At 34.4% G+C, this 26,839-nt stretch carries 23 protein-coding genes; 9 read left to right on the top strand and 14 right to left on the bottom strand.

The features are described 5' to 3' along the window. Positions 1-35: 35 nt before the first annotated feature. The 5 genes from R2Q59_RS12830 to R2Q59_RS12810 form a co-directional block, all read right to left on the bottom strand. The gene (locus tag R2Q59_RS12830) at positions 36-722 is read right to left on the bottom strand and encodes a hypothetical protein (protein WP_316769555.1); all 687 of its coding nucleotides are present in this window, start codon (positions 720-722) and stop codon (positions 36-38) included. 60 nt (positions 723-782) lie between these two features. Next, a complete protein-coding gene (locus tag R2Q59_RS12825; protein ID WP_316769554.1) occupies positions 783-1,430 on the bottom strand; it encodes an HD domain-containing protein in 648 nt (215 codons plus the stop codon). 70 nt (positions 1,431-1,500) lie between these two features. After that, entirely contained in the window at positions 1,501-1,743 is a 243-nt protein-coding gene (locus R2Q59_RS12820; protein ID WP_316769552.1) for a helix-turn-helix transcriptional regulator, read from the bottom strand. Positions 1,744-1,821: 78 nt separating this feature from the next. After that, positions 1,822-2,301 (bottom strand): hypothetical protein, encoded by a 480-nt coding sequence (locus tag R2Q59_RS12815; RefSeq protein ID WP_316785774.1) that lies wholly within the window; start codon positions 2,299-2,301, stop codon positions 1,822-1,824. After that, positions 2,302-3,492 carry a class I SAM-dependent RNA methyltransferase gene (locus tag R2Q59_RS12810; protein WP_316787301.1) on the bottom strand — a complete coding sequence of 397 codons (1,191 nt, stop codon included), beginning with the start codon at positions 3,490-3,492 and terminating at the stop codon, positions 2,302-2,304. A 181-nt stretch (positions 3,493-3,673) separates the two neighbouring features. On the opposite strand from R2Q59_RS12810, the gene R2Q59_RS12805 reads away from it, so the two are divergent. The 3 genes from R2Q59_RS12805 to R2Q59_RS12795 all read left to right on the top strand — a co-directional run bounded on the left by R2Q59_RS12805 (position 3,674) and on the right by R2Q59_RS12795 (position 6,733). After that, on the top strand, positions 3,674-4,045 hold the full coding sequence (locus R2Q59_RS12805) for a DUF3127 domain-containing protein (RefSeq protein ID WP_316769547.1): 372 nt from the start codon (positions 3,674-3,676) through the stop codon (positions 4,043-4,045). 148 nt (positions 4,046-4,193) lie between these two features. Beyond that, entirely contained in the window at positions 4,194-6,035 is a 1,842-nt protein-coding gene (locus tag R2Q59_RS12800; protein WP_316785773.1) for a HAMP domain-containing sensor histidine kinase, read from the top strand. A gap of 5 nt (positions 6,036-6,040) precedes the next feature. Continuing rightward, positions 6,041-6,733: a response regulator transcription factor gene (locus R2Q59_RS12795; protein WP_316772551.1), complete on the top strand. Its 693-nt coding sequence runs from the start codon at positions 6,041-6,043 to the stop codon at positions 6,731-6,733. Positions 6,734-6,815: 82 nt separating this feature from the next. Here the strand turns inward: R2Q59_RS12795 and R2Q59_RS12790 are convergent, their stop codons facing one another. Both R2Q59_RS12790 and R2Q59_RS12785 read right to left on the bottom strand, forming a co-directional pair. Continuing rightward, positions 6,816-7,595: a GLPGLI family protein gene (locus R2Q59_RS12790; protein WP_316785772.1), complete on the bottom strand. Its 780-nt coding sequence runs from the start codon at positions 7,593-7,595 to the stop codon at positions 6,816-6,818. Positions 7,596-7,606: 11 nt separating this feature from the next. Continuing rightward, a complete protein-coding gene (locus R2Q59_RS12785; RefSeq protein WP_316769540.1) occupies positions 7,607-10,399 on the bottom strand; it encodes an outer membrane beta-barrel family protein in 2,793 nt (930 codons plus the stop codon). A 298-nt stretch (positions 10,400-10,697) separates the two neighbouring features. On the opposite strand from R2Q59_RS12785, the gene R2Q59_RS12780 reads away from it, so the two are divergent. Further along, positions 10,698-12,998, top strand: a complete 2,301-nt coding sequence (locus R2Q59_RS12780) for a helix-turn-helix domain-containing protein (RefSeq protein ID WP_316769538.1) — start codon at positions 10,698-10,700, stop codon at positions 12,996-12,998. A gap of 308 nt (positions 12,999-13,306) precedes the next feature. On the opposite strand, the gene dapF is transcribed toward R2Q59_RS12780, so the two are convergent. After that, complete coding sequence (gene dapF, locus R2Q59_RS12775; RefSeq protein ID WP_316785771.1) at positions 13,307-14,089, bottom strand: diaminopimelate epimerase; 783 nt, start codon at positions 14,087-14,089, stop codon at positions 13,307-13,309. Between the two features lie 174 nt (positions 14,090-14,263). Here dapF and R2Q59_RS12770 point away from each other — a divergent pair, with 174 nt between their 5' ends. The 4 genes from R2Q59_RS12770 (at position 14,264) to R2Q59_RS12755 (ending at position 19,633) form a co-directional block, all read left to right on the top strand. Next, entirely contained in the window at positions 14,264-15,811 is a 1,548-nt protein-coding gene (locus R2Q59_RS12770) for a S1C family serine protease (protein ID WP_316769534.1), read from the top strand. A 223-nt stretch (positions 15,812-16,034) separates the two neighbouring features. Further along, entirely contained in the window at positions 16,035-16,733 is a 699-nt protein-coding gene (locus R2Q59_RS12765) for a succinate dehydrogenase cytochrome b subunit (RefSeq protein ID WP_316785770.1), read from the top strand. Between the two features lie 30 nt (positions 16,734-16,763). Continuing rightward, positions 16,764-18,743, top strand: a complete 1,980-nt coding sequence (locus tag R2Q59_RS12760) for a fumarate reductase/succinate dehydrogenase flavoprotein subunit (protein ID WP_316785769.1) — start codon at positions 16,764-16,766, stop codon at positions 18,741-18,743. A gap of 119 nt (positions 18,744-18,862) precedes the next feature. Further along, positions 18,863-19,633 carry a succinate dehydrogenase/fumarate reductase iron-sulfur subunit gene (locus R2Q59_RS12755; protein WP_131551306.1) on the top strand — a complete coding sequence of 257 codons (771 nt, stop codon included), beginning with the start codon at positions 18,863-18,865 and terminating at the stop codon, positions 19,631-19,633. A gap of 192 nt (positions 19,634-19,825) precedes the next feature. On the opposite strand, the gene R2Q59_RS12750 is transcribed toward R2Q59_RS12755, so the two are convergent. From R2Q59_RS12750 to R2Q59_RS12730, 5 genes are read right to left on the bottom strand one after another with little or no spacing between them, the layout of a single operon-like run. Further along, positions 19,826-20,260 (bottom strand): energy transducer TonB, encoded by a 435-nt coding sequence (locus R2Q59_RS12750; protein WP_316769527.1) that lies wholly within the window; start codon positions 20,258-20,260, stop codon positions 19,826-19,828. Between the two features lie 2 nt (positions 20,261-20,262). Beyond that, positions 20,263-21,069, bottom strand: a complete 807-nt coding sequence (locus R2Q59_RS12745; protein ID WP_316769525.1) for an energy transducer TonB — start codon at positions 21,067-21,069, stop codon at positions 20,263-20,265. A 25-nt stretch (positions 21,070-21,094) separates the two neighbouring features. Beyond that, positions 21,095-21,796 (bottom strand): TonB-dependent receptor plug domain-containing protein, encoded by a 702-nt coding sequence (locus R2Q59_RS12740; protein ID WP_316769523.1) that lies wholly within the window; start codon positions 21,794-21,796, stop codon positions 21,095-21,097. 4 nt (positions 21,797-21,800) lie between these two features. Beyond that, positions 21,801-23,786, bottom strand: coding sequence for a TonB family protein (locus R2Q59_RS12735; RefSeq protein ID WP_316785768.1), 1,986 nt, complete (start codon positions 23,784-23,786; stop codon positions 21,801-21,803). Beyond that, the gene (locus tag R2Q59_RS12730) at positions 23,783-24,160 is read right to left on the bottom strand and encodes a BlaI/MecI/CopY family transcriptional regulator (RefSeq protein WP_131551302.1); all 378 of its coding nucleotides are present in this window, start codon (positions 24,158-24,160) and stop codon (positions 23,783-23,785) included. Before R2Q59_RS12730 ends, R2Q59_RS12735 begins: the two co-directional genes overlap by 4 nt. A gap of 299 nt (positions 24,161-24,459) precedes the next feature. Here R2Q59_RS12730 and R2Q59_RS12725 point away from each other — a divergent pair, with 299 nt between their 5' ends. Beyond that, complete coding sequence (locus tag R2Q59_RS12725; RefSeq protein ID WP_316785767.1) at positions 24,460-25,860, top strand: MBL fold metallo-hydrolase; 1,401 nt, start codon at positions 24,460-24,462, stop codon at positions 25,858-25,860. Between the two features lie 336 nt (positions 25,861-26,196). Here R2Q59_RS12725 and R2Q59_RS12720 read toward each other — a convergent pair whose 3' ends face one another. Beyond that, positions 26,197-26,838 carry a response regulator transcription factor gene (locus R2Q59_RS12720; RefSeq protein ID WP_316785766.1) on the bottom strand — a complete coding sequence of 214 codons (642 nt, stop codon included), beginning with the start codon at positions 26,836-26,838 and terminating at the stop codon, positions 26,197-26,199. Position 26,839: the final 1 nt, after the last annotated feature.

The raw sequence follows: 26,839 nt of genomic DNA, 5'->3' as shown, positions 1-26,839 counted from the left end.
AAAAATAGCAAACAAAAACTAAAATATTTAGTAAATTAATAGAGCTTTTTTGTGTTTTTATAATAATTGCCAACCCAAATGCTACCAAAACAAAAAAGGGAAATTATACGCCACCAGTCTATGCTTTTATCTGTAGTAAAATAGATAATGGGTACTGCAATTACTAGTATATAAAATAGCCATGTTATCATTCTTGCCCAAGTACTTTCGTAAAAACTCTTAGAGCTAATTAGGGTATTAGGATTCGATAGATTATATAAATCCTGATAATAGGTTAATTCATCAAAAAACTTTTCTGCATTTTCTTCTTCACCTTTTATAGCGCTAAAGTTGGCAGTAAAACTTGGGTTTTTGAAAGTGATTTGATAAAAATTACCTTGTTCATTATATGCGGTATCTGAAATGTTAGTTACGTTTTCCCAGCCAGAAAAAAAGTCATTGTACTTATAGAAAACATTCTTTTGCTCAAACTTAAAGCTTATTCCAGTTTCATCAACAAAGGTTTTGCAAGGTATGTTTAGATATTTTTTAATGATAAGCAACAAAGAAAGAACCAATATAATTAAAAAGAAAACGATTAGAATATAGATTATTAAGTCTGGCAAATCTTTTGGCAGATTAAGTAAAATGGCAAACATAACGCCCATTCCAGAAATTGGAATGAGAACCATTGCTAAGATAAGTACTGTGTTTTTGCTATATAAAAGCCTATATGGTAACATTTTTTCTTTAAAATTACCCAAAGCATTTTCGTCTAGCAATACCTATTCATGGGTATTTTTTTAGCGTTTACCTTGCCATTCGCTGTAAAACTGTTCAAGATAATTGAGCATAAATTGATGGCGTTGCTCGGCTATTTCTTTTCCTGCTTCTGTTTTCATTAGATCTTTTAACAACAAAAGCTTTTCGTAAAAGTGATTTAAAGTAGGCGCAGTAGTGTTTTTGTATTCCTCTTTACTCATATTTAAGTTTGCTGGAATTGCAGGGTCGTATAAAACTCTGTTTTTATAGCCGCCATAAGTAAAAGCCCTAGCAATACCAATTGCGCCAATTGCATCTAATCTATCGGCATCTTGTACTACATCTAATTCTTTTGATTTAAAAGTTATTTTTCCTAAGCTAGCTTTGTAGGATAAATTTCTGATGACTTCTTGTACGTGCAAAATAATTTCATCACTTATACCAATGCTTTTTAAGAAATCTCCAGCTTTTTGAGGGCCTATCTCTTCATCACCACCGTTAAATTTGCTATCTGCAATATCATGTAAAAGTGCAGCTAATGCCACGATTAACTCATCACCTTTTTCTTTGGCATTAATGGTTTGCGCAGTTTTATAAACTCGCTCAATATGAAACCAATCGTGTCCGGTTTCTGCATTGGCGAGTGTAATTTTAACAAAGTTGATGGTTTGGTCGATGATAGCTTGCATTTTAGAATTTTTGTGCAAGTTATCTCGAAAAAAATTAAAAAGGGAGTTTGTTGAAAAGTTAAGCCTAAGCCTACTTTTCGAAATCTGCTTTATTGAAGTAAAGTAATTGTGTTACTTCTACTTCTAAAATGATGGCAATATGAAATAACCTATCTAAAGTAATTTTGCTATATCCCAGCTCTATTTTACTATAGGCATTTTGTGATATATCTAGCTTTGCGGCTAAATAATCTTGTGTATAATTTCGATATTCCCTCACCTTCCGGATGTTGCCGGCTACTACCTGCATCTCTGCTTTTACTTTATCTTTCATTTTTACTTAGGTTGATGTAACCTATAAACGAAAAAGGAGTACTAAGAGTTTTGATTATTTACAAGTAGGATATTTGGCTCAGTATAAGCCCCATTCATCATCAAAGTCATCTTTCTCAAAATGACTTACCCATTCTTTAAAAAGTTCGCGAAAGGTTGCAATTTCTTTTACGATAATATCTTTATCTATTTCCCTGCAATTTTCAAATAATGCAGTTGCTTTAACTTGCACTTCTAATTCTCTGGCATTTGGTCTAATAATAGAAGCATTTTCCATTCTAAGAATATACATATCGCCGCCTTCGGCTCCAACTATTTTAGGGCAAAGCATCATTGCGTTTTGCATGATTAGTTCTTTAGACATGTCTGCCATTTCTCCTGTTAAAGTCTCACAGAATAATGAAGCATATTTGTATACCTGTCTGGCTTGGTTATATAGATTTTTTGCTCGTTCTAATTTCGGATTGTTTTTCCATTCTTCACCCTCTTGATCCTCACCTCTTGAAAAATTGAAATGATTCCAATCGGGTATGTGGTTTATGTCATCAAAATCTTTCATCTAATCTCTTGGCTTAGGTCTTTCGTCTTCAGGTCTTCTGGTTCCGTCATACAATTCGTATTCTAACATTCTACAATCTAGTTTCCCGTTGTAAAACTCTATTTTTTTATCTGCTTTTAAACCAATTTTTTTGGCTAAATCTGGGTTTCCTGTAAAAATATACCCAAAATAACCTTTGCAATTTTTCTTCATGAAATCGCCAATACGTTTGTATGTCAATTCCAATTTGCTATGTACGCCTAAACGTTCTCCATATTCAGGGTTGAACATAACAACTCCTCTGCCACCTTCAGGAACAGGGGTTTCTTCAAAATCACAAACTTCGAAAGTAATTAAGGTATCTACGCCAGCTGTTTTTGCATTTCTACGCGTTACTTCAACTGCATCTTCTGAAATATCTGATGCTATAATCTGCAGGTCTACATTTTTAATTACTTGGTCTTTTAATATTCTTCGCTCTGCAAAAAACACTTCTTCATCATAACCCAAAATATGCATGAAACCATAGTTCATCCTAAATAAACCTGGTCGGCGATTAGTGGCTAACAATGCGGCCTCAATTGCCAAAGTTCCAGAACCACACATCGGGTTTACAAATGGAGATTTTTGGTCCCATTGTGTAGCCATAATTGTACTTGCTGCTAAAGCTTCTAGCATAGGTGCTTTTCCAGGTATTTTACGATAACCATGCTTTGCTAAAGTTTCACCGCTGGTATCTATAAAAATATCAGCTTCATCATCTTTCCAATATAAATGCACAACAGTTTTATTGGCGTCAGAACCAGAGTTAGGGCGAATGTTTTTCTTTTCCCTAAACCGGTCCACAATTGCATCTTTTACCTTTAAGTTAGCGAAAAGCGGAGTAGTTATAGTTGGATTATCTACATTAGATGTTACTGAAAAGTAGCCTGAAAAATCTATCAATTCTTCCCATTCTATGGCAAGTAGAGCCGTATATAATTCATCAGGCGTGTTTGCCTTAAAGCTGTTTATGCAATATAAAATCTGACTAGCACATCTTAAATTCAAATTCAGTTTTATACATTCGGTTAAGGTAATATTTAACTCAACACCTGTTGGAAAAGACCTTACAATTTCATAGCCTAAAGCTGTAACTTCATCTTGTAAATAAGGCGAAAGCCTTTTATTGCAGGTAATAATTACCTTGCTTTTAGTTTGGAAAACTTGCATCATATTAAGGGCAAAGTTACCAATAAAAAACAGAATTAATTTTAAAGGAGTTTTAGCATATCATATCTAACAAATTATCGTTATTATTTAATTACTTAACTATTAATTGTGTGGAAAACTTGATGCAGAATTATCAAGAAAATTTTAGAGATTTGATTTAGGAACAAATATTAGTATCGAAATGGAAATTAAAGGCAAGGTGCACGAAATAGGTGCTTTACAACAAGTGAGTGAGACGTTTAAAAAACGTGATTTAATTATAGAATACGCAGAAAACCCAACCTATCCTGAGTTCATTAGGTTTGAGGCAATACAAGATAAAACAGCTTTATTCGATTCTTTAAAACCAGGTGATGAAGTTGAAGTTTCTTTCAACTTACGCGGTCGCCCGTGGACAAATAAAGAAGGCGTTACAACTTATTTTAACAGTTTGATAGTTTGGCGCTTAACAACATTAACTAATACTGCAGCAGCTCCTGCAGCTGCACCGCAATATGCTGCTCCAGTAGATTTAAATGCTAAAGCAGGCGAGGAAGATGACCTTCCGTTCTAATAAAAATCTTTTTTAAGAAAACAGGTTAATTGAGCTCCCGAATTATTTCGGGAGCTTTTTTGCTTTAATACATTGGTTGTTACTGTGTTAAAAAGTGTTAAAACAAGGCCATTTGCTTATTTCTTGCTTATTTTTGAATAGTTTAAAAATGAAGAAGAAAAGCCTTTGGTTAATTACCGCTTTAATGACACTAGCATTGCTAGGTGTATTTGTAATGCAATTGTATTACATCAAGGAATCTTATAAACTAAATTCTAAGCTTTTCGAACAAAATGTTAATCAGGCATTAAATGCGGTGGTTAATAAGGTGCAAAAACGAAATGTTGTTGGGCACATTGATAAGAAGGATGCGGAAATCCGTTCGCAAAAAGAAGAAGATCTAAAAAGACAAACAGACTCGATAGTTGCATTTAAAGTTAGATTTAGAGAAAACGAAAATTTAAGGAAGCTTAAACAAAAGCAGCAAGAAATTGACTACTTAAATCTTCAAGACAGTGCGATTAGAGCGGATTTTGTTAGTCCATTAATGATAACTGAAGCGGAATTTAAAATTCTTTCTAATCCAAAAACGAATGCCAACAGTTTAGGCCTCGAAGTTGTGGATACGAAAGATATTAATGGGAATTTATTGAAGCGAAATATCATTCCTCGATTACCAGGTCTAAAAAGAGAATTACAGCAAGGGAAATTGCCTGATACAATCCGGTATTTGGCTTTTAGTCCTGAGAATTTCTTGCCAAGATTTATTGTCTTTCCAAGTAAAGACGCCGATTTAATTGCAAAATTCAAGATAGAAGATGCAAAAGCAAATCGTAGATATGAGATGGAATTAAATCGATTGTATTCGGATACTTTAAATATTTTTAGTCCGAATAGCATTAACCTTGTTCAAGATGTTGCAAAGGAGATGCAAAATAGAGATGTGCCATTAGAAAAAAGATTGCCTTCGAAAGACGTTTTGGATACTTTAATCTATAAAGAACTATTGGGCAAGAATATTAATATACCGTTTGATTATTGGATAACATCAACAAGGTCGAAAGGGAATATTATCTTTCAAAATATTTCTAATTCATTTCCAACATCTCCAGATAAAAGTACTTACAGCCATATTTTGTTTAGTAATGATGTCGCCACAAAGGATGCAGGAATCTTAAACATCAGGTTTCCAAACCAGAATTCGCTAATATTTAGCAATATGTTTGTCTCTATGGCATCATCCGTTGCTTTGTTACTAGTACTTATCTCGATTTTTGCTTATACAATTTATGCCATCATCAGGCAAAAGAAATTATCTGAGATGAAAACAGACTTCATTAACAACATGACACATGAGTTTAAAACTCCTGTTGCAACTATTATGATTGCTAGTGAAGCCTTAAAAGATCCAGAGGTTACGGAAGATAAGAATAGAATCAGCCGGTTGGCTAATATTATTTATGATGAAAACGTACGATTAGGTAATCATATTGAACGAGTTTTAAGTGTAGCAAGATTAGAGAAAAAAGAAATTAAACTTGAATCAAATCCCGTAAATGTACACGATTTGATTAGTGCTGTTGTAGATAGTATGAGTTTACAATTGCAAAAGAGGAATGCAGTTTTAACATTAGATCTTAACGCTGCAGAGGATGTAATTGTGGGAGATGAGTTACATTTATCGAACGTGATTTACAACTTGATTGATAATGCGAACAAGTATAGTGCAGATACACCAAAAATCCATATCAGCACTAAAAGTAACATCAAAAATTTGTATATTGAAATTAGCGATGAAGGTATTGGAATGACCAAGGAACAGACTAAGCGCATTTTTGATCAGTTCTATAGAGTGCCTACAGGGAATTTACATGACGTTAAAGGTTTTGGTTTAGGCTTAAACTATGTGCAAGATATTGTTAACGAGATGGATGGCTCTGTAAAAGTGCATAGTGAGAAAGATAAGGGAACAACATTTGAAGTGATATTACCATTTAAACAAAGCAATTAATTATGATGAAGAAAATATTATTGGTTGAAGATGACCCTAACTTGGGGATGTTACTACAAGATTATTTGCAGTTAAAAGGTAAGTTTGATGTGGTGCTTTGTACCGATGGTGATGAAGGATTGAAAGCCTTTAGCAAGCAAAGCTTTGATCTTTGCATTTTGGATGTAATGATGCCTAAAAAAGATGGCTTTACTTTGGGTAAAGACATCCGTAAGGTAAACCAAAATGTGCCAATTATTTTCGCCACTGCAAAAGCAATGATGGAAGATAAAGCTTCGGCTTATGATTTGGGTGGCGATGATTACATTACCAAACCTTTCCGCATAGAAGAGCTTTTGTTACGTATTAACGCTTTGCTTAAAAGAGTTTCGAGTAAAGAAACTGCTAGTGAACCTGCACAAACTCAATTTGAAATTGGAAACTACAAATTTGACTATACTACACAACTAATTCATTTTGATGGAAAACAACAAAAACTTTCTACTAAAGAAGCTGAGCTTTTACAATTACTCTGTTTAAAGAAAAATACTGTTTTAACAAGGGAAGAAGCTTTATTGAGCATCTGGCACGATGATAATTATTTTAATGGTAGAAGTATGGATGTTTTTTTGAGTAAGCTACGCAAATACCTTAAGGAGGATCCAAAGGTTGAAATTTTAAACGTTCATGGAAAAGGCTATAAATTATTGATTAATTAAGTGCCATAAGTGGTTATAATAAAAGGTCGTTATCCAATTGGGTAACGACCTTTTATATTTTAAATCTTAATGGTTTCTAGCGTTAAAGTAGAAAGGCTTTCAATGCATCCTGCCCCCATTCTCCCCAATCTTTTGTTGCGGCTTTAAGTATAGTAGTTAGTTGCTTGGTGTCTACTGGTTTTCCTTTAATAGGGGCTTTTAATTTATCGTCTGTAACAGGCTGATCCAAAACCGAAGTTGCAAACCAAGTAATGTGTTCATAGGGTAAAGCTACACCCAAAATCATTCCAGGTAAACCTGAAAAAGTTTCCGGTCCGCCAGATACTGGGATTTCTTCTGTGTAAAAAGCAACAACATAGATAGAATCCATTATCAGCGCATTTGCTCTGCGACAATCATATCCAGCTATATTTCTCATTTCATTGGTAATTTTCCAATTGATTTTACGTGTGCTGTCTTTTAGCAAATAGGTCTGTTCAAATACTTTTTTCTGGGCAACACTTGTTCCCGCCGCAGCATTAGTAGAAATTATATTATTTTGATCTGAACTTGCAAAATCAAAAAAACCATTTCCAACCACATCTTCCTCAATAGGTGTAAACAAGGTTTGATCTTTCGAAAATTTTAGGGTGCTTTTTAAAACTTTAAACTGAGGATTTTTTTTCTGATAATCCTCAAATGCTTGGGCATAATAACTCCTGTCGGCATTCTTTTTAACCTGATCTTTGATTAATGCATACATATTAATCTTTTTCTCATATTCTATTACACCCTGAGTTGTAAATCGAGCATTTTGAGCAAAACTTGCTTGTGATCCTAAAAATAAACAGGCAATTATTATTTGATATATTTTCATCTTCATTGTGATCAGGATTATTTTTTTACACCCATTTTATTGAAGTCCCATGTTACAGAGAACATAAAATAGCGTTTGATGTTATTAAATTTTGTTTGAGTAATGGTGTTTGAGCTAGCGTATCTACTAAAACCTCTATTCTGATTCAAGATATCATTACCAGAAACACTTAACTTAAGATTATCAGCCTTCAGGAATGTTTTGCTAATGGTAGAGTTAATGATCATTTGCTCAAAACTTTGATCGAACGAAGCTGTTGCGGCATTGTATTTATAATTTGCATCACTGCTTATCTGTACCTTTCCTGGTAAGTAAACAGTAAACGAACCATAGCCACTTGTTGCTAAACCATTACTATTTATGTTTTCGTTTAATGATGATTCTTGTGTTTCATAGCTTGGACTGAAACGCAGATTGAAACTGAATTTTTTCTCAACATATTTATTTACACCTATAGTAAAGCCATAGCTATTGCTTTTTGTTTTATTTAGCGTATTATTAACGTAACTATAAGATGTACTTCCATCTAAATTTAGCCCAAAGTTTCCACTAAAACCCAGTTTTTTTATCTTTCTAGAAAACTCCAGGTATCCATAGAAGTTGTATGGGCTTTTACCATTTAAGTTAATAAACTGATAAGAAGATTTTCCTGTAGTATTATCAAAAGTTGTATTATTTACAATTTGATTGTTCACAAAACTTAAGCTAGCATAACCATACATATATTGATCAGAGATAACTTTATAAGAGTTATAGTCAATACTAAAATTGTTGTTGTATGATGGCTTTAGGTTAGGATTTCCTATAGGAATGTTTAGCAAATCATCATTTACCTTAACAGGTTGTAATTGAGAAACACTCGGTTGACTTGTGCGGCCATTATACCCTAAGGACAAGGATTTGTATTGGGAGAACTTATATTGATACCTAGCTTGTGGCATCCAATTAAAGAAATTTCTTTGATAGCGCACATCATTATAAACATCAAGTTGATCAAAATTAATATTGTTAACTTTTAAACCACCACTTAAAACAGTCTTTTTGTTTTTATAGCTAAATGTTGCTCCGCCTTGATTAGATAGCTGATCTGTTGTAAAGTTATTGCTAAACTGTAAATCAAGCACATCGTATCTTCCCGGAATTGATTGATTAAAAGATTTACGATCTGCCTTGCCGCTATTTAAACTTAAGCCATAATTAAATACAAGAGAAAGTTTTTTGTTAATTGGCTCTGAGAATGTAAAGTTGGCAGCATATAAACCTGTTTCTATATTATTATCTTTCAATTGATCAGTAACAATAGATTCTTTTATAGACTTATCTAGATTGTAAGCCACATTTTCAGAATATAAAAAACCTTCAATATCAGTTTCTGTTCTTGCAGCACTTAGGTTTAGTGAATAATTACGGCCTAATTTTTTTAACTTTTTAGTATATAAGGCTGATAAATTAAATATTTTGTCATTGCCTTCACTATTGTTAGATCGTATTTCAGTATTCAATAAGCTATTATCTTCTCTTCTTCCAGTAGTGTTAAAAACGCTTTCGGTTTCATTATTTTTCAATGTTCCACTTGCAGTAACTTTTAAATTGCTAGTTGTATCTAGCTTAATTTGATAAGTTGCATCTAACTTCTGTCTAAATATGTAGTTTTCAGTTGTCTGGTCATTATTTCTATTTACAAAGTTGTCTGGAATGTTTTGCTGTGAAAGTGTGTTTTTAATAATATTCACTTTTAAAGAACCAACTTTATAATTAGTGTTAATAGATTCTTTATCCTTATTCCATTTTGTTTCATAATGTGCGCCACCATTCCTTGCAACAGGAATTCCCTCATCGCGATAGGTTCCTCCCCATGAATCTAACTCATCCCTTCCTCCGCTACTAATCATCATACCGCCATCTATAAACTGTACATCGCCACCACCGCTACTGCCATACTTATCGCTATCTTGCCAGCTTAATCCTGTTTTTCCATTATTGCTGGCTGTTCCATAAAATGAGAACTTTTCTTTGCCTTTAAATTTATTAAACAATAGTTGGGCAGTGTAAAAATCATCTGTTCCTCCACCTAGGTCTACTTTGCCGAAATAACCGTTTTTAGCATCTTCTTTCAGTTTAATGTTAATTGTTTGAGTCTTCTGACCATCATCAACACCTGTAAAAGCAGCTTGATCACTTGCTTTTTCAAATAGCTGAACCTTATCAACCATATCAGCTCTAATATTTTTGGTTACGAGAGTAGGGTCATCACCAAAAAACTCTTCTCCATCTACCAATACTTTAGGAACAGTTTTCCCTTGAGCAGTGATTTTTCCGTCTTTATCTACTTGTATGCCAGGCAGCTTTTTAAGTAAATCCTCAACCTTATCATTAGGTTGTATGGTATAACTTGCGGCATTAAATTCGGTAGTATCCCCTTTAATTTTAATGGCGGCACCTTGTCCTTTAATAATGACTTCATTAAGTAGTTTGGCCTTAGATTTCATATTAATATGTTTAAAATCAAAGCTGCGGTTAACAGAGTCTAATACAAACTGTGATACATAATCTGCATATTCAGGATAAGTGAGAAGGAGTATGAAATTACCTTTCCTCATTGGGCTAATTGCAAATGTTCCATCTGCTTTTGCTCTTGTAAATTTATAAAGTGTAGAATCTTTAGCATTTAAAATGCTAATAGTTGCGTTTTGAAGCTTAGCATTACTAGCAGTATCAGCAACAATTCCTTTAATAGTATAAGGGTTTTGAGCAAACAGCATAGTAGAAAAGCATAAGGATAGCACAATTGCCAGGCTTATAGATTTCATTATTAGGTTTGTTTTTTGGTATTCTAAATGTATAACTAAATCTTTAATACTAAACGTTTAGTTGTAATATTTTTACATTATTTAACATATTTAACATTTGGTTAACCACAGTTATACAAGTAGTTTTTGGTGCAAATAAAAATATTCTTTGCTCAAATCTAGTTACGCAACTAAGCTGAAACAACCTACAACTAGTATTTAGGCAATTTGGCTGTGTATTTGGAAATAATAAGCCATTTAACTGTAAACATTAGAAATGGAAAATGTATATTGTACAACCTGTGATTTATAGCATAAAATGTTACAACCAATAGAAGAACTACAACCTGCCCAACTTGCGGCAAAGTTTATAAATTTAACTTCGAGACATATTTTTTTAACTGGTAAGGCTGGTACTGGTAAAACGACATTCCTTCGAAGTCTCATTTCTTTAACCCATAAAAAGGCTGTAATTGTTGCACCAACAGGTATTGCTGCAATTAATGCTTCGGGCGTTACTATTCATTCACTTTTTCAACTGCCGTTTGGAACTTATTTGCCGAAAGTTGCACCTACCAATAATGTAACGGAATACCAGCATTATAATACGCCCAAATCTATTATCAAACATTTAAATATGAATGCGACCAAGCGACGTATTTTGTTAGATTTAGAATTGCTGATTATTGATGAAGTAAGTATGTTAAGGGCAGATTTGTTGGATGCCATTGATATGGTTTTGCGTTATATCCGCAAAAATAATTCGGCAAGTTTTGGTGGTGTGCAAGTATTATTTATTGGGGATCTGCATCAATTGCCACCAGTTGTTAAAAATAACGAATGGAACTTGTTAAGTACATTTTATAAAAGTGCCTTCTTTTTTGATGCTCAGGTTTTACAAAGTAGTCCACCAGTTTACATCGAATTAGAGAAAATCTATCGCCAGGCTGATGAGACTTTTATCCATCTATTAAATAACCTGCGTAATAATCAAGTAACCGAACATGATATTGCTCTGCTTAAAACTTATTACAAAGAGAACTATAAGCCGATATTAACTGATAATTACATCACTTTAACCACCCATAATAATAAGGCTGATGCGCTAAATAAAAACAGTTTAAATGAATTAGTGGGCAAATCTTATTTCTACAATGCAACAATAGATAAAGAATTTGCCGAAGGTTCTTATCCGGCAGAAAAAACTCTTGAGTTAAAGGTTGGTGCACAAGTAATGTTTATCAAAAATGACCCAACTGGCGAGCAACGATTTTTTAACGGGAAGATAGCAATTGTGAAAAAATTAAGTGACGAGGTGATTGAAGTAGAGGCAGATGGTTCAAAACAGAATATAATTATCGAAAAATATACTTGGAAAAACATCAAGTACACCGCTAATAAAGTAACCAATGAAATAGAGGAAGAAGTTGCTGGAACGTTTACTCAATTTCCACTAAAACTAGCTTGGGCAATTACGGTTCACAAAAGCCAGGGTTTAACTTTCGATAAAGCTATTGTAGATATTGGTGATGCCTTTGCGCCTGGGCAAATTTATGTAGCACTTTCTCGTTTACGTTCTATGGAGGGTTTGGTATTAACTTCTTTAATCTCTGGAAGAGGAATTAGGCAAGATCAGAACGTAACTTATTTTGCCAAAACAAAAGAGCAACAGGAAGACTTAACTATACAGATTAAAAAGGAGAGTGATGCATTTTTAAAACATTCCTTACTGCAAAGCTTTAATTTTTCTGTATTGGATGTTTATGTATTTGAGCACGTTTTTAGCTACACAAAGGATGAAAAGCGGTCTACAAAACAGACACATTTACCTTGGGCAGTAAAATTGCAACAAGATTTAATGGCTTTGAAGGTTAATGCAGATAAGTTTTTGAAACAAATTGAACGCCTATTTATAGCTGGCAATGCCGAAAGTTTAAATTTGCTTTTAGAAAGAACTGAGGCTGCGGAGAATTATTTTAATCCGCAATTAGCGAAAATGAGCGATTCTATTTTCGAACTCATTGAAGTGGTTAAAACTCAAAAACAAACCAAAGAATATTTAGCCGAATTATTAGAGATGGAGGCGATGTTTTACGAACAATATAAAAGGATTCGTAAGGCAAAAGCAATGCTTGCAGCAGCAAATCAAGGGGTAGAGCTCACAAAAGAAGATGTACAAGCTTTGCATAATAGCGCTAAAAGAGCAGAGCAAATTAAAACAGCTTATACTTTGCCAAATAAGGAAGAATTTAAGCCACCTGGCGAAGATGTTTATAGCAGAATTAGAGCTGCCAAAAAAGTTAAGGAGCCAAAAGAGCCAAAGGAAGATACAAAAGAAATTACGTTAGCTTTGTTTAAGCAAGGCAAAAACATAACCCAAATTGCCGCAGAGCGGAAAATGTCTATCGGTACCATCGAAGGTCATTTGGCACATTTTGTAGCGAGGCAAGAAGTAAAAGCAACCGAGCTTGTGCCTGCTAAACGATTGGAAGAAATTACCGATGCAATTACAAAACTAAAATCTATTAAGCTTAATGAAGTGCGTGATGCTTTGGGCAAAAGTTATGGTTTTGGTGAGATAAAAATCGGCATTGCTGTTTATTTAGCAGAAGGAAATTAAAGGAGATGGAAAAGGGAAGATGGAAAAGGGAAGAGGTGAGTTTTACTTAGGCGATGCAAGTAAACCATTCATAGTAGCACAAGCATTTGTTAAATAAACCCGATTAAACGAAAAGCCCAGAAACCAATTTTTATTGGTTGAGGACTTGAAGAGAAAGCGGGACTGACAATAATCTGATTACTGCTTTTGCTTTTCTAATAAATAAGATTTTTCAGTGCTTCAAGACTTTGCGCTCTTCGCTTCTTTGTGGTTATATCTCTGATATTCTTTCCCGAAGAAGACAGGCTGCTACGCTCTGAATGACAAATTTATAATGACAATGAACCCTCAAAAACCTTTTCTGCTGGTCCGCATAAAAATACGTTTGTAAACTTAGCGCCATCATAATCAAAATTGATTTGTAGTTTACCTCCTAAAACTTCAATTGGAGTTTCGATGTGGCCTGGTTGTTTTTGTTGGGCCATTGCCATGGCAACAGCGGTTACACCAGTTCCACAGGCATAAGTTTCATCTTCAACTCCACGCTCAAAAGTGCGCACAAACAGATGGTCGCCTTTATCCTCTACAAAGTTTACATTAATGCCGTTGGTTTTATAGTTATTGTTATTTCGAATATCTTTGCCTTCGTTAAAAACATCAAGCGATGCTAAATCTTTAACTTCAGTAACGTAGTGAGGCGAACCAGTATTTAAGACAAAAGCATCCCCATCTATATTGATCTTTTCAACATCAATCATTTGCAGCTCAACCCAATTGCCTTCTGCTGTAATTTTGGCATAATGTGGGCCATCAACTGCCAAAAAATTAGTTTCATTTGTTATCACACCTAGATGTTTGGCAAAGGCAACGATACATCGGCCTCCGTTGCCACACATGCTACCAACGTTGCCATCTGAATTGTAATATACCATCTCAAAATCGTAATCCTTGTGATTGATTAAAAACATCAAGCCATCAGCTCCAATGCCAAAACGACGGTCGCAAAGTTGCGCTACAAGGTTATTATCAATGTTTTTTAATTCATTAACGCGATGGTCAATTAAAATAAAATCGTTACCAGCACCTTGATATTTTGAGAATTTAATGTTCATTATTTCTTCATTTATGCATCTAATATTTGTTTGTTGAAAATGCTAAATCGTTTGTTAAATTTGATTTAACATTTTTTAACAAAAAAACAGATGTGTTTCGCATACAAATATCGTTTATATGGTATTAAATTTGAGTAAATCATTCGTAAAAAAGAATAATATAAATATATAGCAATGAAAAAAATAGGATTAATGCTGTTAACTGCATTTGTTGGAGGTGCGGTTGCAATTGGCGCTTATAAAGTTCTGGAGCGCAACAACGATGGCTATACATTAACTGAAAAGCAGAATATGATGTTTGCCAGTAACCCAATTAAAATATCATCGGCAGGTACGGTAGATTTTGTGCAAGCTGCAGCGGCTGTTTCACCTGCGGTTGTTCATATTAAAACTACTTACGGAACTAAAACAGCTAGTTCAGATGAAGGTGGCTCAAGTATGGAAGATATATTTGGACAGATGTTTGGCGGTGGCAGAAGAGTGCAACGTCAGCCAAGTGCTGCATCTGGTTCTGGCGTAATTTTAACAGCTGATGGTTATATTGTAACCAATAACCACGTAGTTGATAACGCTGATAAAATTGAAGTTATATTAGCTAACAGACGTAAAGTAACTGCTAAAGTAATTGGTAAAGATGCAAATACTGATTTAGCCTTAATTAAAATTGACGTGAATGGATTGCCTTTTGTAAAAATGGGTAACTCAGACAATGTTCAAGTAGGTGAGTGGGTTTTAGCTGTTGGTTTCCCTTTAGATTTACAAACTACTGTTACTGCTGGTATCGTAAGTGCAAAAGCTCGTAATATTGGAATTTTAGATAGACAAAATCAATCTATGACCCAAGAAGAGTGGATGGAAATGCAACGTACTGGTAAAAGACCTGAACGTCCACAAAATACTTCTATTGAATCTTATATTCAAACTGATGCGGCTATTAACCCAGGTAACAGTGGTGGTGCTTTGGTTAATGCAAATGGAGAATTAGTTGGAATTAATGCTGCAATTGCTTCAGAATCTGGAAGAAATGAAGGTTATGGTTTTGCAATTCCTGTAAACTTGGCTAAAAAGATTTTGGAAGACTTTAAACAATATGGCGCTGTTAAACGTGGTTATATTGGCGTTTCATTTAGGGCATTAGATGCTGATGCGGCTGAACAATTAAATATCAATGAAATTAATGGTTTATACGTGAATGAAGTAGTGCCGAACGGTGGTGCAGAAGCTGCAGGTATTAAACAAGGTGACATCATTAAAAAGGTAGAAGGTGTTGAAATTTATGATTCGCCAGATTTGCAAGAAAAAATTGGTCGTATGCGCCCTGGTGATAAAGTAGCATTAACAGTTTTAAAAACAGATGGTTCAACTAAAAACGTAACTGTAACTTTAAAGCCAGAAAGTAAGGTTGCCTTAGCTTCTACTGCTGGTAAACCTACTGGTGCCTCTATTGGTAAATTAGGTGCAAGTTTTGCACCAGCCTCTACAACCGTTAAAGCTAAATATGGTGTAAACAATGGCGTAGTGGTAACTAATGTAGAACAAGGAAAATTGTTTGACAATTATGATGTGCCTAAAGGAATGGTAATTACTAGTGTAAACGGTAAGCCTGTAAATAGTGCAGCTGATATAGAAAAATCATTGCCTTCATCAAAGGATGGGATAACAACCATAATTGGTGTGAGCGAAAGAGGGACTTATAAGTTCTCATTCAACGGAAATAATTAATAAATACCTGTTATAACTGAGGGGAGCGATTTAATAATTGCTCCCTTTTTTTGTGCTTAAATTTTTTCTTAACCACTTCATTAGCTGATATTTTAAAATGAAATTCTCGATTTTTTTTAGAATGTTTCTAAATAACCACTTTATTATGATTTTATAGAAACAGGTCCCGTTTTATTTCATATTTTAAATACTTTTGCATTAACTGAATAAAAAATAAAAGCTAATGGGTAGTATCGCAAATGCTTTTTCCTCGTCAATAGGAAAAAAACTAATAATGGGCCTAACAGGTCTTTTTCTAATCTCTTTTTTACTTGTGCATTGTTTCTTGAACTGTTTTGTGTTTTTTGACAAAACGGGAGTGTTGTTCAACGAAGGCGCTCATTTTATGGCAACCAATTGGATCATTAGAGCGATGGAGGTTGTTTTAATGTTAGGGTTGTTGTTGCACATTATACAGGGTGCGAGATTAACATTCGAAAATCAAGCTGCAAGGCCTGTAAAATATGCCTATAACGATGGTAATGCTAATAGTAAATGGTATTCTCGTTCAATGGGTTTGTTAGGTACTTTGTTGTTAATTTTCCTAATTGTTCACTTAACAGATTTCTGGTGGGTTTCTCGTTTTAGTGGAATTGAAGAATTTAATGGTGGAACACCACTAGACGCTGCTGGACACGAAGATTTATATGCAGTCATGTTTGTTAAATTCAGAGAACCGTGGCGTGTAATTTTATACGTTTTGGCCATGATTTCCTTAGCCTATCATTTATTACATGGTTTTGCATCAACGTTTCAAACCATGGGTTGGAACCACAAAAAATACACACCTATCATTAAATCTTTGGGTGTTGCTTTCTCTATCATCATTCCTTTGCTTTTTGCCTTAATGCCAATTGCAATTTATTTTGGTTGGGGTCTATAAATAATTTTGAACGAATAAAGCTAAAATATAATGTCAGCAATAAATTCAAATATACCAGAAGGAGAATTAACCACTAAATGGACGAAATTTAAATCGTCTGTGCCTTTGGTTAACCCTTCTAACAAAAGAAGTTTAGAAATAATTGTAGTTGGTTCTGGTTTAGCCGGAGCATCAGCAGCTGCAACTTTGGCAGAAATGGGTTACAAAGTGAAATGCTTTTGTTTCCAAGATTCACCACGTAGAGCGCACTCTATCGCTGCTCAAGGAGGTATCAATGCCGCAAAAAATTATCAAAATGATGGCGATAGTACTTATCGTTTATTTTATGATACCATTAAAGGTGGAGATTATCGTGCTCGTGAAGCAAACGTTCATCGTTTAGCCGAGGTTAGTGCAAACATCATCGATCAATGTGTGGCTCAAGGTGTTCCTTTGGCTCGCGAATATGGCGGTTTGTTAGATAATCGTTCATTTGGTGGTACACAAGTTCAAAGAACTTTTTACGCAGCTGGTCAAACTGGTCAACAGTTATTGTTAGGTGCATATTCTGCTTTAGAGCGTCAAATTGGAATGGGTAAAGTAGAAATGTTTACTCGCCATGAAATGCTTGAAGTTGTTAAAATTGATGGTAAAGCTCGTGGTATCATTGCTCGTAATTTAATTACTGGAGAATTAGAACGTCACTTTGGTCATGCTGTGGTTTTAGGAACAGGTGGTTACGGAAACGTATTCTATCTTTCTACCAATGCAATGGGAAGTAACGTAACTGCTGCTTGGAAAGCGAACAAACAAGGAGCATTTTTTGCAAATCCTTGTTATACTCAAATTCACCCAACTTGTATTCCAGTTTCTGGAGATCATCAATCTAAATTAACCTTAATGTCTGAGTCGTTACGTAACGATGGACGTATTTGGGTTCCTAAAAAGAAAGATGATACGCGTAAAGCTTCAGAAATTCCTGAAGATGAAAGAGATTATTATTTAGAGCGCCGTTACCCTGCTTTTGGTAACTTGGTTCCACGTGATGTGGCTTCTCGTGCTGCAAAAGAAAGATGTGATGCTGGTTATGGTGTAGGTGCATCTAAACTAGCTGTATACTTAGATTTTAAAGCAAATACTGAACGTTACGGTAAAATTGAAGCAGCCAAAGCTGGTATTCAAAATCCTGATAAGGAAACTTGCATGCGCTTAGGAACTGCGGTAGTTAAGGAAAAGTACGGTAACCTATTCGATATGTATGCACAGATTACTGGCGAGAATCCTTACGAAACACCAATGCGTATTTATCCGGCAGTTCACTATACAATGGGTGGTTTATGGGTAGATTATAACTTAATGACAACCGTACCAGGTTTATATTGTACTGGTGAGGCAAACTTCTCAGATCACGGTGCAAATCGTTTAGGTGCATCGGCTTTAATGCAAGGTTTGGCAGATGGTTATTTCGTTCTTCCATACACTATCGGACAATATTTATCGAAAGAAATTTCAGTTAAGGCAATTCCAACAGATCATCCAGCATTTGCTGAAGCAGAAGCTAAAGCAAAAGGGATATTAGATACATTAATTGGAATTAAAGGGACTAAATCTGTAGATCACTTCCACAAAAAACTAGGTTTAATCATGTGGGATAAATGTGGGATGGCTCGTAATGCTGAAGGTCTAAAATCTGCAATTGCAGAAATTCAACAATTGAAAAAAGATTTTTGGAGTGACGTTCGTGTTCCTGGATCGGCGGATGAGTACAACCCAGAATTAGAAAAAGCTGGTCGTGTTGCAGATTTCATCGAGTTAGGTGAGCTAATGTGTATTGATGCATTAAATCGTAATGAAAGCTGCGGTGGTCACTTCCGTGAAGAATATCAAACAGAAGAAGGAGAAGCATTACGTGATGACGAAGGTTACGCTTACGTAGCAGCTTGGGAAAATAAAGGTGACGGAAATTTCGAGCTTCATAAGGAAGAATTGAAATTCGAAAATATTAAAATAGCACAAAGAAGTTATAAATAGATGTGAGAGAGGAGATATGAGAAACTAGATTTGAGATATGAGATAAGGCGACGTCCTCGATTCTCACATCTCACATCTCACATCTCACATCTCAAATCTAAGTCTTAATCTCAACAGAAATGAGTACAGGAAATATGAACTTAACGCTAAAGGTTTGGCGTCAGAAGAACACAAAAGACAAAGGGAAAATGGTTGACTATAAAGTTGCCGATATTTCTCCTGATATGTCTTTTTTAGAAATGTTCGATGTTTTAAACGAAGATTTAATTACCAAAGGTGATGACCCAATTGTATTTGACCACGATTGTCGCGAAGGTATTTGCGGTATGTGTTCAATGTTTATCAATGGTCGCCCTCACGGTCCAAAAGATGCAGTAACTACTTGCCAGTTACACATGCGTTCATTTAAGGATGGAGATACTATTGTAGTTGAGCCTTGGAGAGCGAAAGCATTTCCGGTAATTAAGGATTTAACTGTAGATAGATCTGCATTTGATAGAGTTATTGCTGCAGGCGGATTTATTTCGGTAAATACGGGTAATGCGCAAGATGCTAACAACCTGCCAATTCCAAAGGCACAAGCAGATGCAGCATTCGAAGCAGCAGCTTGTATTGGTTGTGGTGCTTGTGTGGCTACTTGTAAAAATGCATCGGCAATGTTATTTGTATCTGCAAAAATCTCTCAATTAGCTTTATTGCCACAAGGACAACCAGAGCGTTACAAACGTGTACAAAATATGGTTGCGCAAATGGATGCTGAAGGTTTTGGTAACTGTACAAATACAGGTGCTTGCGAAGCAGAATGCCCTAAAGGAATTTCTTTAGAGAACATTGCTCGTATGAATAGAGATTACTATTCAGCTAAATTCATCAGCGAAGAAGAAGGCTAGTAAATTTGTCAGTCTGAGCGTAGTCGAAGACTTATTTAATCCAAATTGTGAATAAAGAATAACTTGTTTAAAATAAGGACTTTGAACAAATTTGTTTTTCTCCTATTAAATTACTAGATTTAAATGTCCGAGACAAAGGAGTTTAATAATCGAAAAACCCCGACCAATTTGGTTGGGGTTTTTTGTTGAGTATTAATCAGTTAATGAGAATTTAATTGGAATAGCAAGAGTTGTTGCAATCTTTTCACCGGTTATATTAACAGCAGGCTTCCATTTCTTACTTAATTTTAAGACTCTAATGGCTTCTTCATCAAGCCCAAATCCTAAAGAGTCAAGAACTTTAATGTTGCTTAATGAACCATCTTTTCCAATATTAAAGGATAGTCTTACATTTCCTTGTATATTGGTTTCAATTGCATCTATAGGATATTTGATATTCTCTTCTAAGAATTGATAAAATTTATTCATACCACCAATATATAATGCTGGATTTTTGATTAAATCACTATCATTCACACCAGAATATATTTCATCATTAACAAGTTCGACTGATGTTTCTTTCTTTTCATCAGCTTTGCAAGACACAAATGTTATAAGCGCGATTAGTATATATAATATATTTTTCAATGCTATTTTGCCAAGTTAAATGAGATTGGAATATTATACTTCACATTAACTGGTCGGCCATTTTCTAGTCCAGGCTCCCATTTTGGAGAAAGTTTTAAAACTCTTACAGCTTCTTCGTCTGTGCCAAATCCAAGTTTTCTCATCACTTTTATGTCGGCCAAGCTACCGTCTTTTTGTACAGTAAAGCTTGCCAATACTTTCCCTTGTATCTTGTTCTCTTTCGCCTCTGTAGGGTATTTAATATTCTCACCTAAGAATTTATAAAGTTTAGCTAACCCTCCAGGATATTTTGGTGGATTTACCATTGATACGAAGTTATATATGGTGTTATCCTCAACAACTTGGGTTGTTGAATTAGCTGCATTCGTAGGTCTAGCAGTATTTGTGTTGGTATTAGCTTTCACTCCTGGCAAAGCAAATTTAACAGGTATATTGTATTTAACTCTTACAGGTCTTGCATCTTCAATCCCAGGATTCCAGTTTCTTGATAGTTTTAATACCCTAATAGTTTCCTCATCGGTTCCAGAGCCAAGGCTACGTTCAATTTTAATATCAGACAACGAACCGTCTTTTTCAACTACAAAAGAGACCAGAACCGTACCTTGCACATTGTTTTTAGCGGCCATTTCAGGGTATTTAATATTAGCGCCTAAAAACTTGTAAAATGCTTGCAGACCTCCAGGATAAGTAGGTGGGTTTTTTATAGAAACAAAATTGTAAATCTTATCATCATCTTGTGCAATAGCAGATTTTTGGCAAAACGTTAGTAGTAACACCGCAATTAGCGATGAATAAATTAACTTTTTCATATAGTCTTAGTTTAAGTTTAGAGATTTATTTTACAGTGTTTTTTGGAATGTAGTCTTTGGTTTGAATTATAATTACACCATTTTTGCCTTCTTCTCCATATTTAAGTGTAGATGCAGCATCTTTTAGAATAGAAATGGACTGAATATTATTTGGATTAACTGTATTCATTAAAGAATATTCAATAGCCTCATCATTAACTATTATTAATGGACGTTTACCATCTGGATTTTGTAGTGAGCCATGTGTAAAATTAATTTTGAAGCCATTCTTAGAATTTGCAGTATCTATGGCTCCAACTTTATTAGCTCCATAACCCATCACTACTAGTTTCAATTCAGCATATCCTTTCGGGATAATATAATGCTCGTTTTTTATTGGGGATTTAGAGTCTGAGATTCTGAATGAAGTTATCAAGGCATAATTGCCATCTTGGTTTTTATTAAAAGGCTTATAGTTAAAAAGGTTTTTTACCACTTCTTCATCGAAACCTAACTCTGGGTTAGCATTATTAACAGTAAACTTTTTTATAGCTCCATTGGTTACGGTTAATAAAATTACGCTGTTCCCTTGGGCATCAAGCATTTTAGCTTTTTCAGGATACTTAACATTGCTGCCTAGATATTTGTAGAACTTATCCCAGTCTATACCATTAGCAACTTTTTTTTCTTGTGCTATTACCACCGTTGAGCAGATGCTTAACAACAAAAAGTAAATAATCCTTTTCATAAGCTTAATTTCTATTAGTTAGGGTAGCCGTAATTAATTTTTGTTTTGGTTTTTTGGTAGTTACCATGATAACCCCATTCTTTCCTTCTTTTCCATATAATGCTATTGCATTTGCATCTTTTACAATACTTACGCTTTCAATTGTATTGGCGTCTATGGTTTTTAAGAAGTCGTCATCTTTAGTATCTCCATCAACAATAACCATTGGAGATTCTCCACTGTTATAATTTTTTGTACGTATTGTTGCAAATGAGACTGATTTTGACTCTTTCTTACTTGGGTCTAGTGCAAAGCTGATGGGAATATTGTACTTAACCCTAACAGCCCTGCCATTCTGAATACCAGGGAACCACTTTTTACTGGTTTTTAAAACTCTAACAGCTTCTTCATCAGTGCCGAAACCTAGTTTTCGTTCTACTTTAATATCTGATAGTGAGCCATCTTTCTCAACCGTAAAAGAAACAAGCACCTTTCCTTGAACATCATTATCTGACGCGAATTGAGGATATCTTATGTTTTTACCTAAAAACTCATAAAACTTTGCGAGTCCGCCTGGGTAAGTTGGTGGGTTAGACATGGCAACGAAGTTGTAAACAGTTTGATCTGTTACCTCTTCTTTTGGTGCGTAAGCTGTAATGACCAAATTAGACATTGATGTTCTTTCGGCATCAGTAGATACATTTTCGTTTTTCATTTGAGCATCAGAACCTTCAAGTTTGAATGTTACTTTTAAGCTATAGTCGCCATCTTTCTGAAAGAAATCATCATAGTTTGTGATTTGTTCAATTACCTCTTCGTCGCATCCTGATCCAAGTTCGTTTTGAACTACAATATCCATCGCTTTGCCTCGTCTAACAGAAAAATTTATCACCGTATTTCCCTGTACTTTTTTCTTTACTGCTTCAGTTGGATATTTGATGCCGTCTCCTAAATATTTGTAAAATGCATTCCAAGAATTAGTGGTTTCTTTTTCGTTTATGCTATTGTAACTTGAAGGTTTTGTTTCTGTGTTATTAACAACAATTGCTTGAACCTGTACTTGATCTAGTTTTGTAGTTCTAGGTGCAAGATTAACAACACTTAAAGGTTGTTCTATTACCTGTGTAAAAACTTCATTAGCTTCATTGAGAGGTATTTTATCTGCAACTGCTAGAATTTGATTGTTTTTACGAATGGTAGCGGATGATAAAACTAAAGTAATTGCAAATAGAGGAACGAACAAGCCATATTTTAAAATTGCTGCTTTTTTAGAACGTTGTTTATGCAACATGAAAATCCTCTTTTTAATCATTGATTTTGTTAGAAAACCATTGGTTAAACTATTGGGTTTTACCCCGAAAGCATGGCTTAACAATAACAATGCATAGGTCTCTTTATCTCCCTGAAACTTTGCTGCTGCCTCGTCTGCTAGGTATTCATGAATGTTTTTAATAGATTTTTTATATAGATAAATAATCGGATTAAACCAAGTTAATATTCCTAATACCTCAAAGAAAATTACATCTAGCGTGTGAAATTGTTTTACGTGAATATCTTCATGCAAGTCTACAGTAGCTCTTTCTGGTAAATTTTCGGCAACAGATTTTCTATTCAAAAACGAAAATGCCGAATTTGAATCTGTTTTGCCAAAAAGCTGGTTAATTGCAAATAGTTGATAGGCAAAGTGAAGCAAGAAAATAAACGTACCCACGATGTATATCATAACAATTAACCTACCCCAATCATATTGCTCTTGTGTTTGCGGCATAATAGCATAATTGCTTACTATGGTATTAATTTCGCTAACGCTGATGTATAGTTTATCACTAACTGCCTTTTCACTAAACATTTCGAATCTTAAAAATGGAATAGCCAAGGAGAATAACCCTGATAAAACAAGATATAACCTATTTAAAACAAAATAAGTTTCTCTATCTAAAAGCAGTTTGTAAAAACAATAAAATATAACTAGGTAAATGTTTACCTGCAAGAGATAATGTGCCCAACTCATTTTGGCTTATTTTTAAATTTGTTAATCATCTTTAAAATTTCATCCACATCACTTAAATCCAATTTCTCTTCCTTCACAAAGAAAGAGAACATGCTTTCTACAGAGTTCTCAAAGTAATTTCCTAATAACTTTTCAGTTGCATGTCTTTTGTATTCTTCTCTACTAATTAAAGGATGATATTTATGAGCTTTTCCATAAGCTTCGTGTCCAATAAAGCCTTTAACTTCTAATATTCTAATAATTGTAGATACCGTATTGTACGCAGGCTTGGGCTCTGGTAAGTAATCCATTACTTCTTTTACGAATGAACTTTCCAGTTGCCATACAATTTGCATGATCTGTTCCTCTGCCTTCGTTAAATCTTTAATTTCCATGATAATTGTTGTTTATGTATATATTGTGAGCGTTAGAGATAATAATAATTGATAAATTTTTAAAATGTTCATTATTTTTACATAAACTTAAAACTAATATTATAGTTTACAAAGCTTTTTATCAATTATTTTCTTAATATTAAAAAATAAACAAAAAACATATTTGAATTGTCTTTCATGGAGCCGCCCATATTGTTTAGGGAGGCAAACATTTAATTACCTAAACTTATAACTAATATTTTAGTTTGCAAAATGTTTTATCAATTTTTTCTTAAATATTAAAAATAAACCAAATATATATGAAGATTGCCTTTCATGGCGCTGCCCGTAACGTTACAGGAAGCAAGCACTTAATTACATTAAACAACGGAACTAAAATATTATTAGACTGCGGCATGTTTCAGGGAATGGGGCAAGAAACAGATGAATTAAATAATGAGTTTGGTTTTAATGCTGCTGAGGTAAATTTCTTAATTCTTTCTCATGCACATATAGATCATAGCGGCTTAATTCCTCGACTAATTTCACAAGGTTTTAGAGGTGTAATTTTTGGAACCCAAGCTACAAAAGAGTTAAGCAAGATTTTATTGCTTGATTCTGCTAAAATTCAGGCTGGCGATTTGAAATATGAAAATAAGAAAAGACAACAAAGAGGTTTACCTTTAGAAAAGGCTTTATATGAAGAGGAAGATGTTTTAACTGCTATGGAATATTTCGTGGCGGTTGAATATCAAAATCCAACAAGGGTAACTGATGAAGTTACCTTAGAGTTTATAGATGCTGGCCATATTATTGGTAGTGCATCTGTTAATTTAACAATTGTTGAGGATGGAAAAACAACACAGTTATGTTTTAGTGGTGATGTTGGTCAGTATGGCGATTTACTTTTAAAATCTCCTCAAGAGTTTCCTCAAGCAGATTATATTTTGTTAGAATCTACCTATGGAGATCGCTTACATAAGGATGCGCAACCAACAGAAGAAGCTTTTTTGCAAGCAATTTTAAAAACGTGCGTAGAGAAAAAAGGCAAAGTAATTATACCTGCGTTTAGTGTTGGCAGAACACAAGAATTGCTGTACATCTTAAATAACCTAGATTTAGAAGGTAAATTGCCAGCTATAAAAGTTTATGTTGATAGTCCATTGTCGGCCAAAGCCACCAAAATAATAGAAGAACATGCAGAAGGATATAATGATGAAGTTTTAGATATTTTAAAAATAGATGATAATCCATTTGATTTTAATGGATTGCATTACATAGAAGATGCCAACGAGTCTAAAGCTTTAAACAATAAACCCGAACCTTGTATTATCATATCGGCATCTGGCATGGCCGAAGCTGGGAGGGTAAAGCATCACATTAAAAATAACATCAGCGATAGCAAAAATACTATTTTAATGGTGGGCTATTGTGAACCAAGATCTTTGGGTGGTCGATTAAAAAATGGCGAAAAAGAGGTAAGTATTTATGGAGAACAATATCAAGTTGTAGCAGAAGTGCAATCTATTCAATCTATGAGTGCACATGGTGATTATGAAGATTTATTGAAATTTATGTCTTGCCAGGATGCAAGCAAGGTTAAAAAGGTGTTTTTGGTACACGGAGAATATGATGTGCAACAGGTGTTTAAAGAAAAACTGATTGCCAAGGGATTTGTTAATGTAGAAATTCCAGATAGGCATCAGGAGTTTGAATTGTAATCAGCACACTAATTGCCACTTTTTAATCCTCTAACCTTTCTCCTGTAGTCGCACTAATATCCCTTAGTCGTGTATCCTGCATGTCTCGTTCCTTAAACTTTGCATTTTAACAAAGGAATATAGGAGGAAGCTAAGAGAAGGGACGAATGAGGGTCGAAGAAGAGGTAGACTTGACGCGGAATTGAGGTGCACTTGATGTGGACTTGGATTCTGATGGATTTGATGCTGAGGCTAAACGTTGGATAAAAGACATATCCTTTTGATAAACTAATATACGAAAATTATAGTCGTAGAAACGTATTGCTATAATAAAGGGATTAGTTAAAGGATTATAATCTAAATCACAATCATATTATTTTTAATGCCATAAACTACCAAACCAGTTCTTGATTTTATATTTAATTTGGCAAAAAGAGATTCGCGGTAATTATCTACAGTTCGTGGACTAATATTCATTTCTGATGCAATTTCTTTATAGGTTAATTCTGTACTGCAAAACTGCAAGAATATTAATTCCTTTTCGGAAAAGATTGGTTTGTTATGGTCGTGTTTTAAAGAGACTAAAAGCCTGCCTGAGACCAAATCATTAATATAAAAGCTTTTTTCTATGGTGGTTTTTATTGCAGTTAAAAGCTCTGAAGGCTTGGACTCTTTTAGCATGTAACCACCTGCTCCAGCTTTCAACATTCCGATAATAGCCTTTTCATCTTCGAACATACTCAATGCTAATATATGAATATGAGGTAGCGTATCTTTAAGCCATTTTGTAGTGGTATACCCATCCATGATTGGCATATTGATATCCATTAATACGAGTTGGGTATTTGGATAGTTTATGATTTTTTCTTGAAGATCAACTCCATTAGTTGCCTCAAAAACAACACTAATTTCATTGTATTCTGATAAAAGGCTAGCTAAACCAGAACGAAATAATGTATGGTCATCAACAATGGCAATGTTTATAATTTCATTTTCCATG

The organism is Pedobacter frigiditerrae (assembly GCF_032678705.1).
GTDB classification, from domain to species: Bacteria; Bacteroidota; Bacteroidia; order Sphingobacteriales; family Sphingobacteriaceae; genus Pedobacter; species Pedobacter frigiditerrae_A.
Note: the sequence above shows the minus strand (reverse complement) of the source record. Positions and strands in the feature narration are given on the sequence as shown.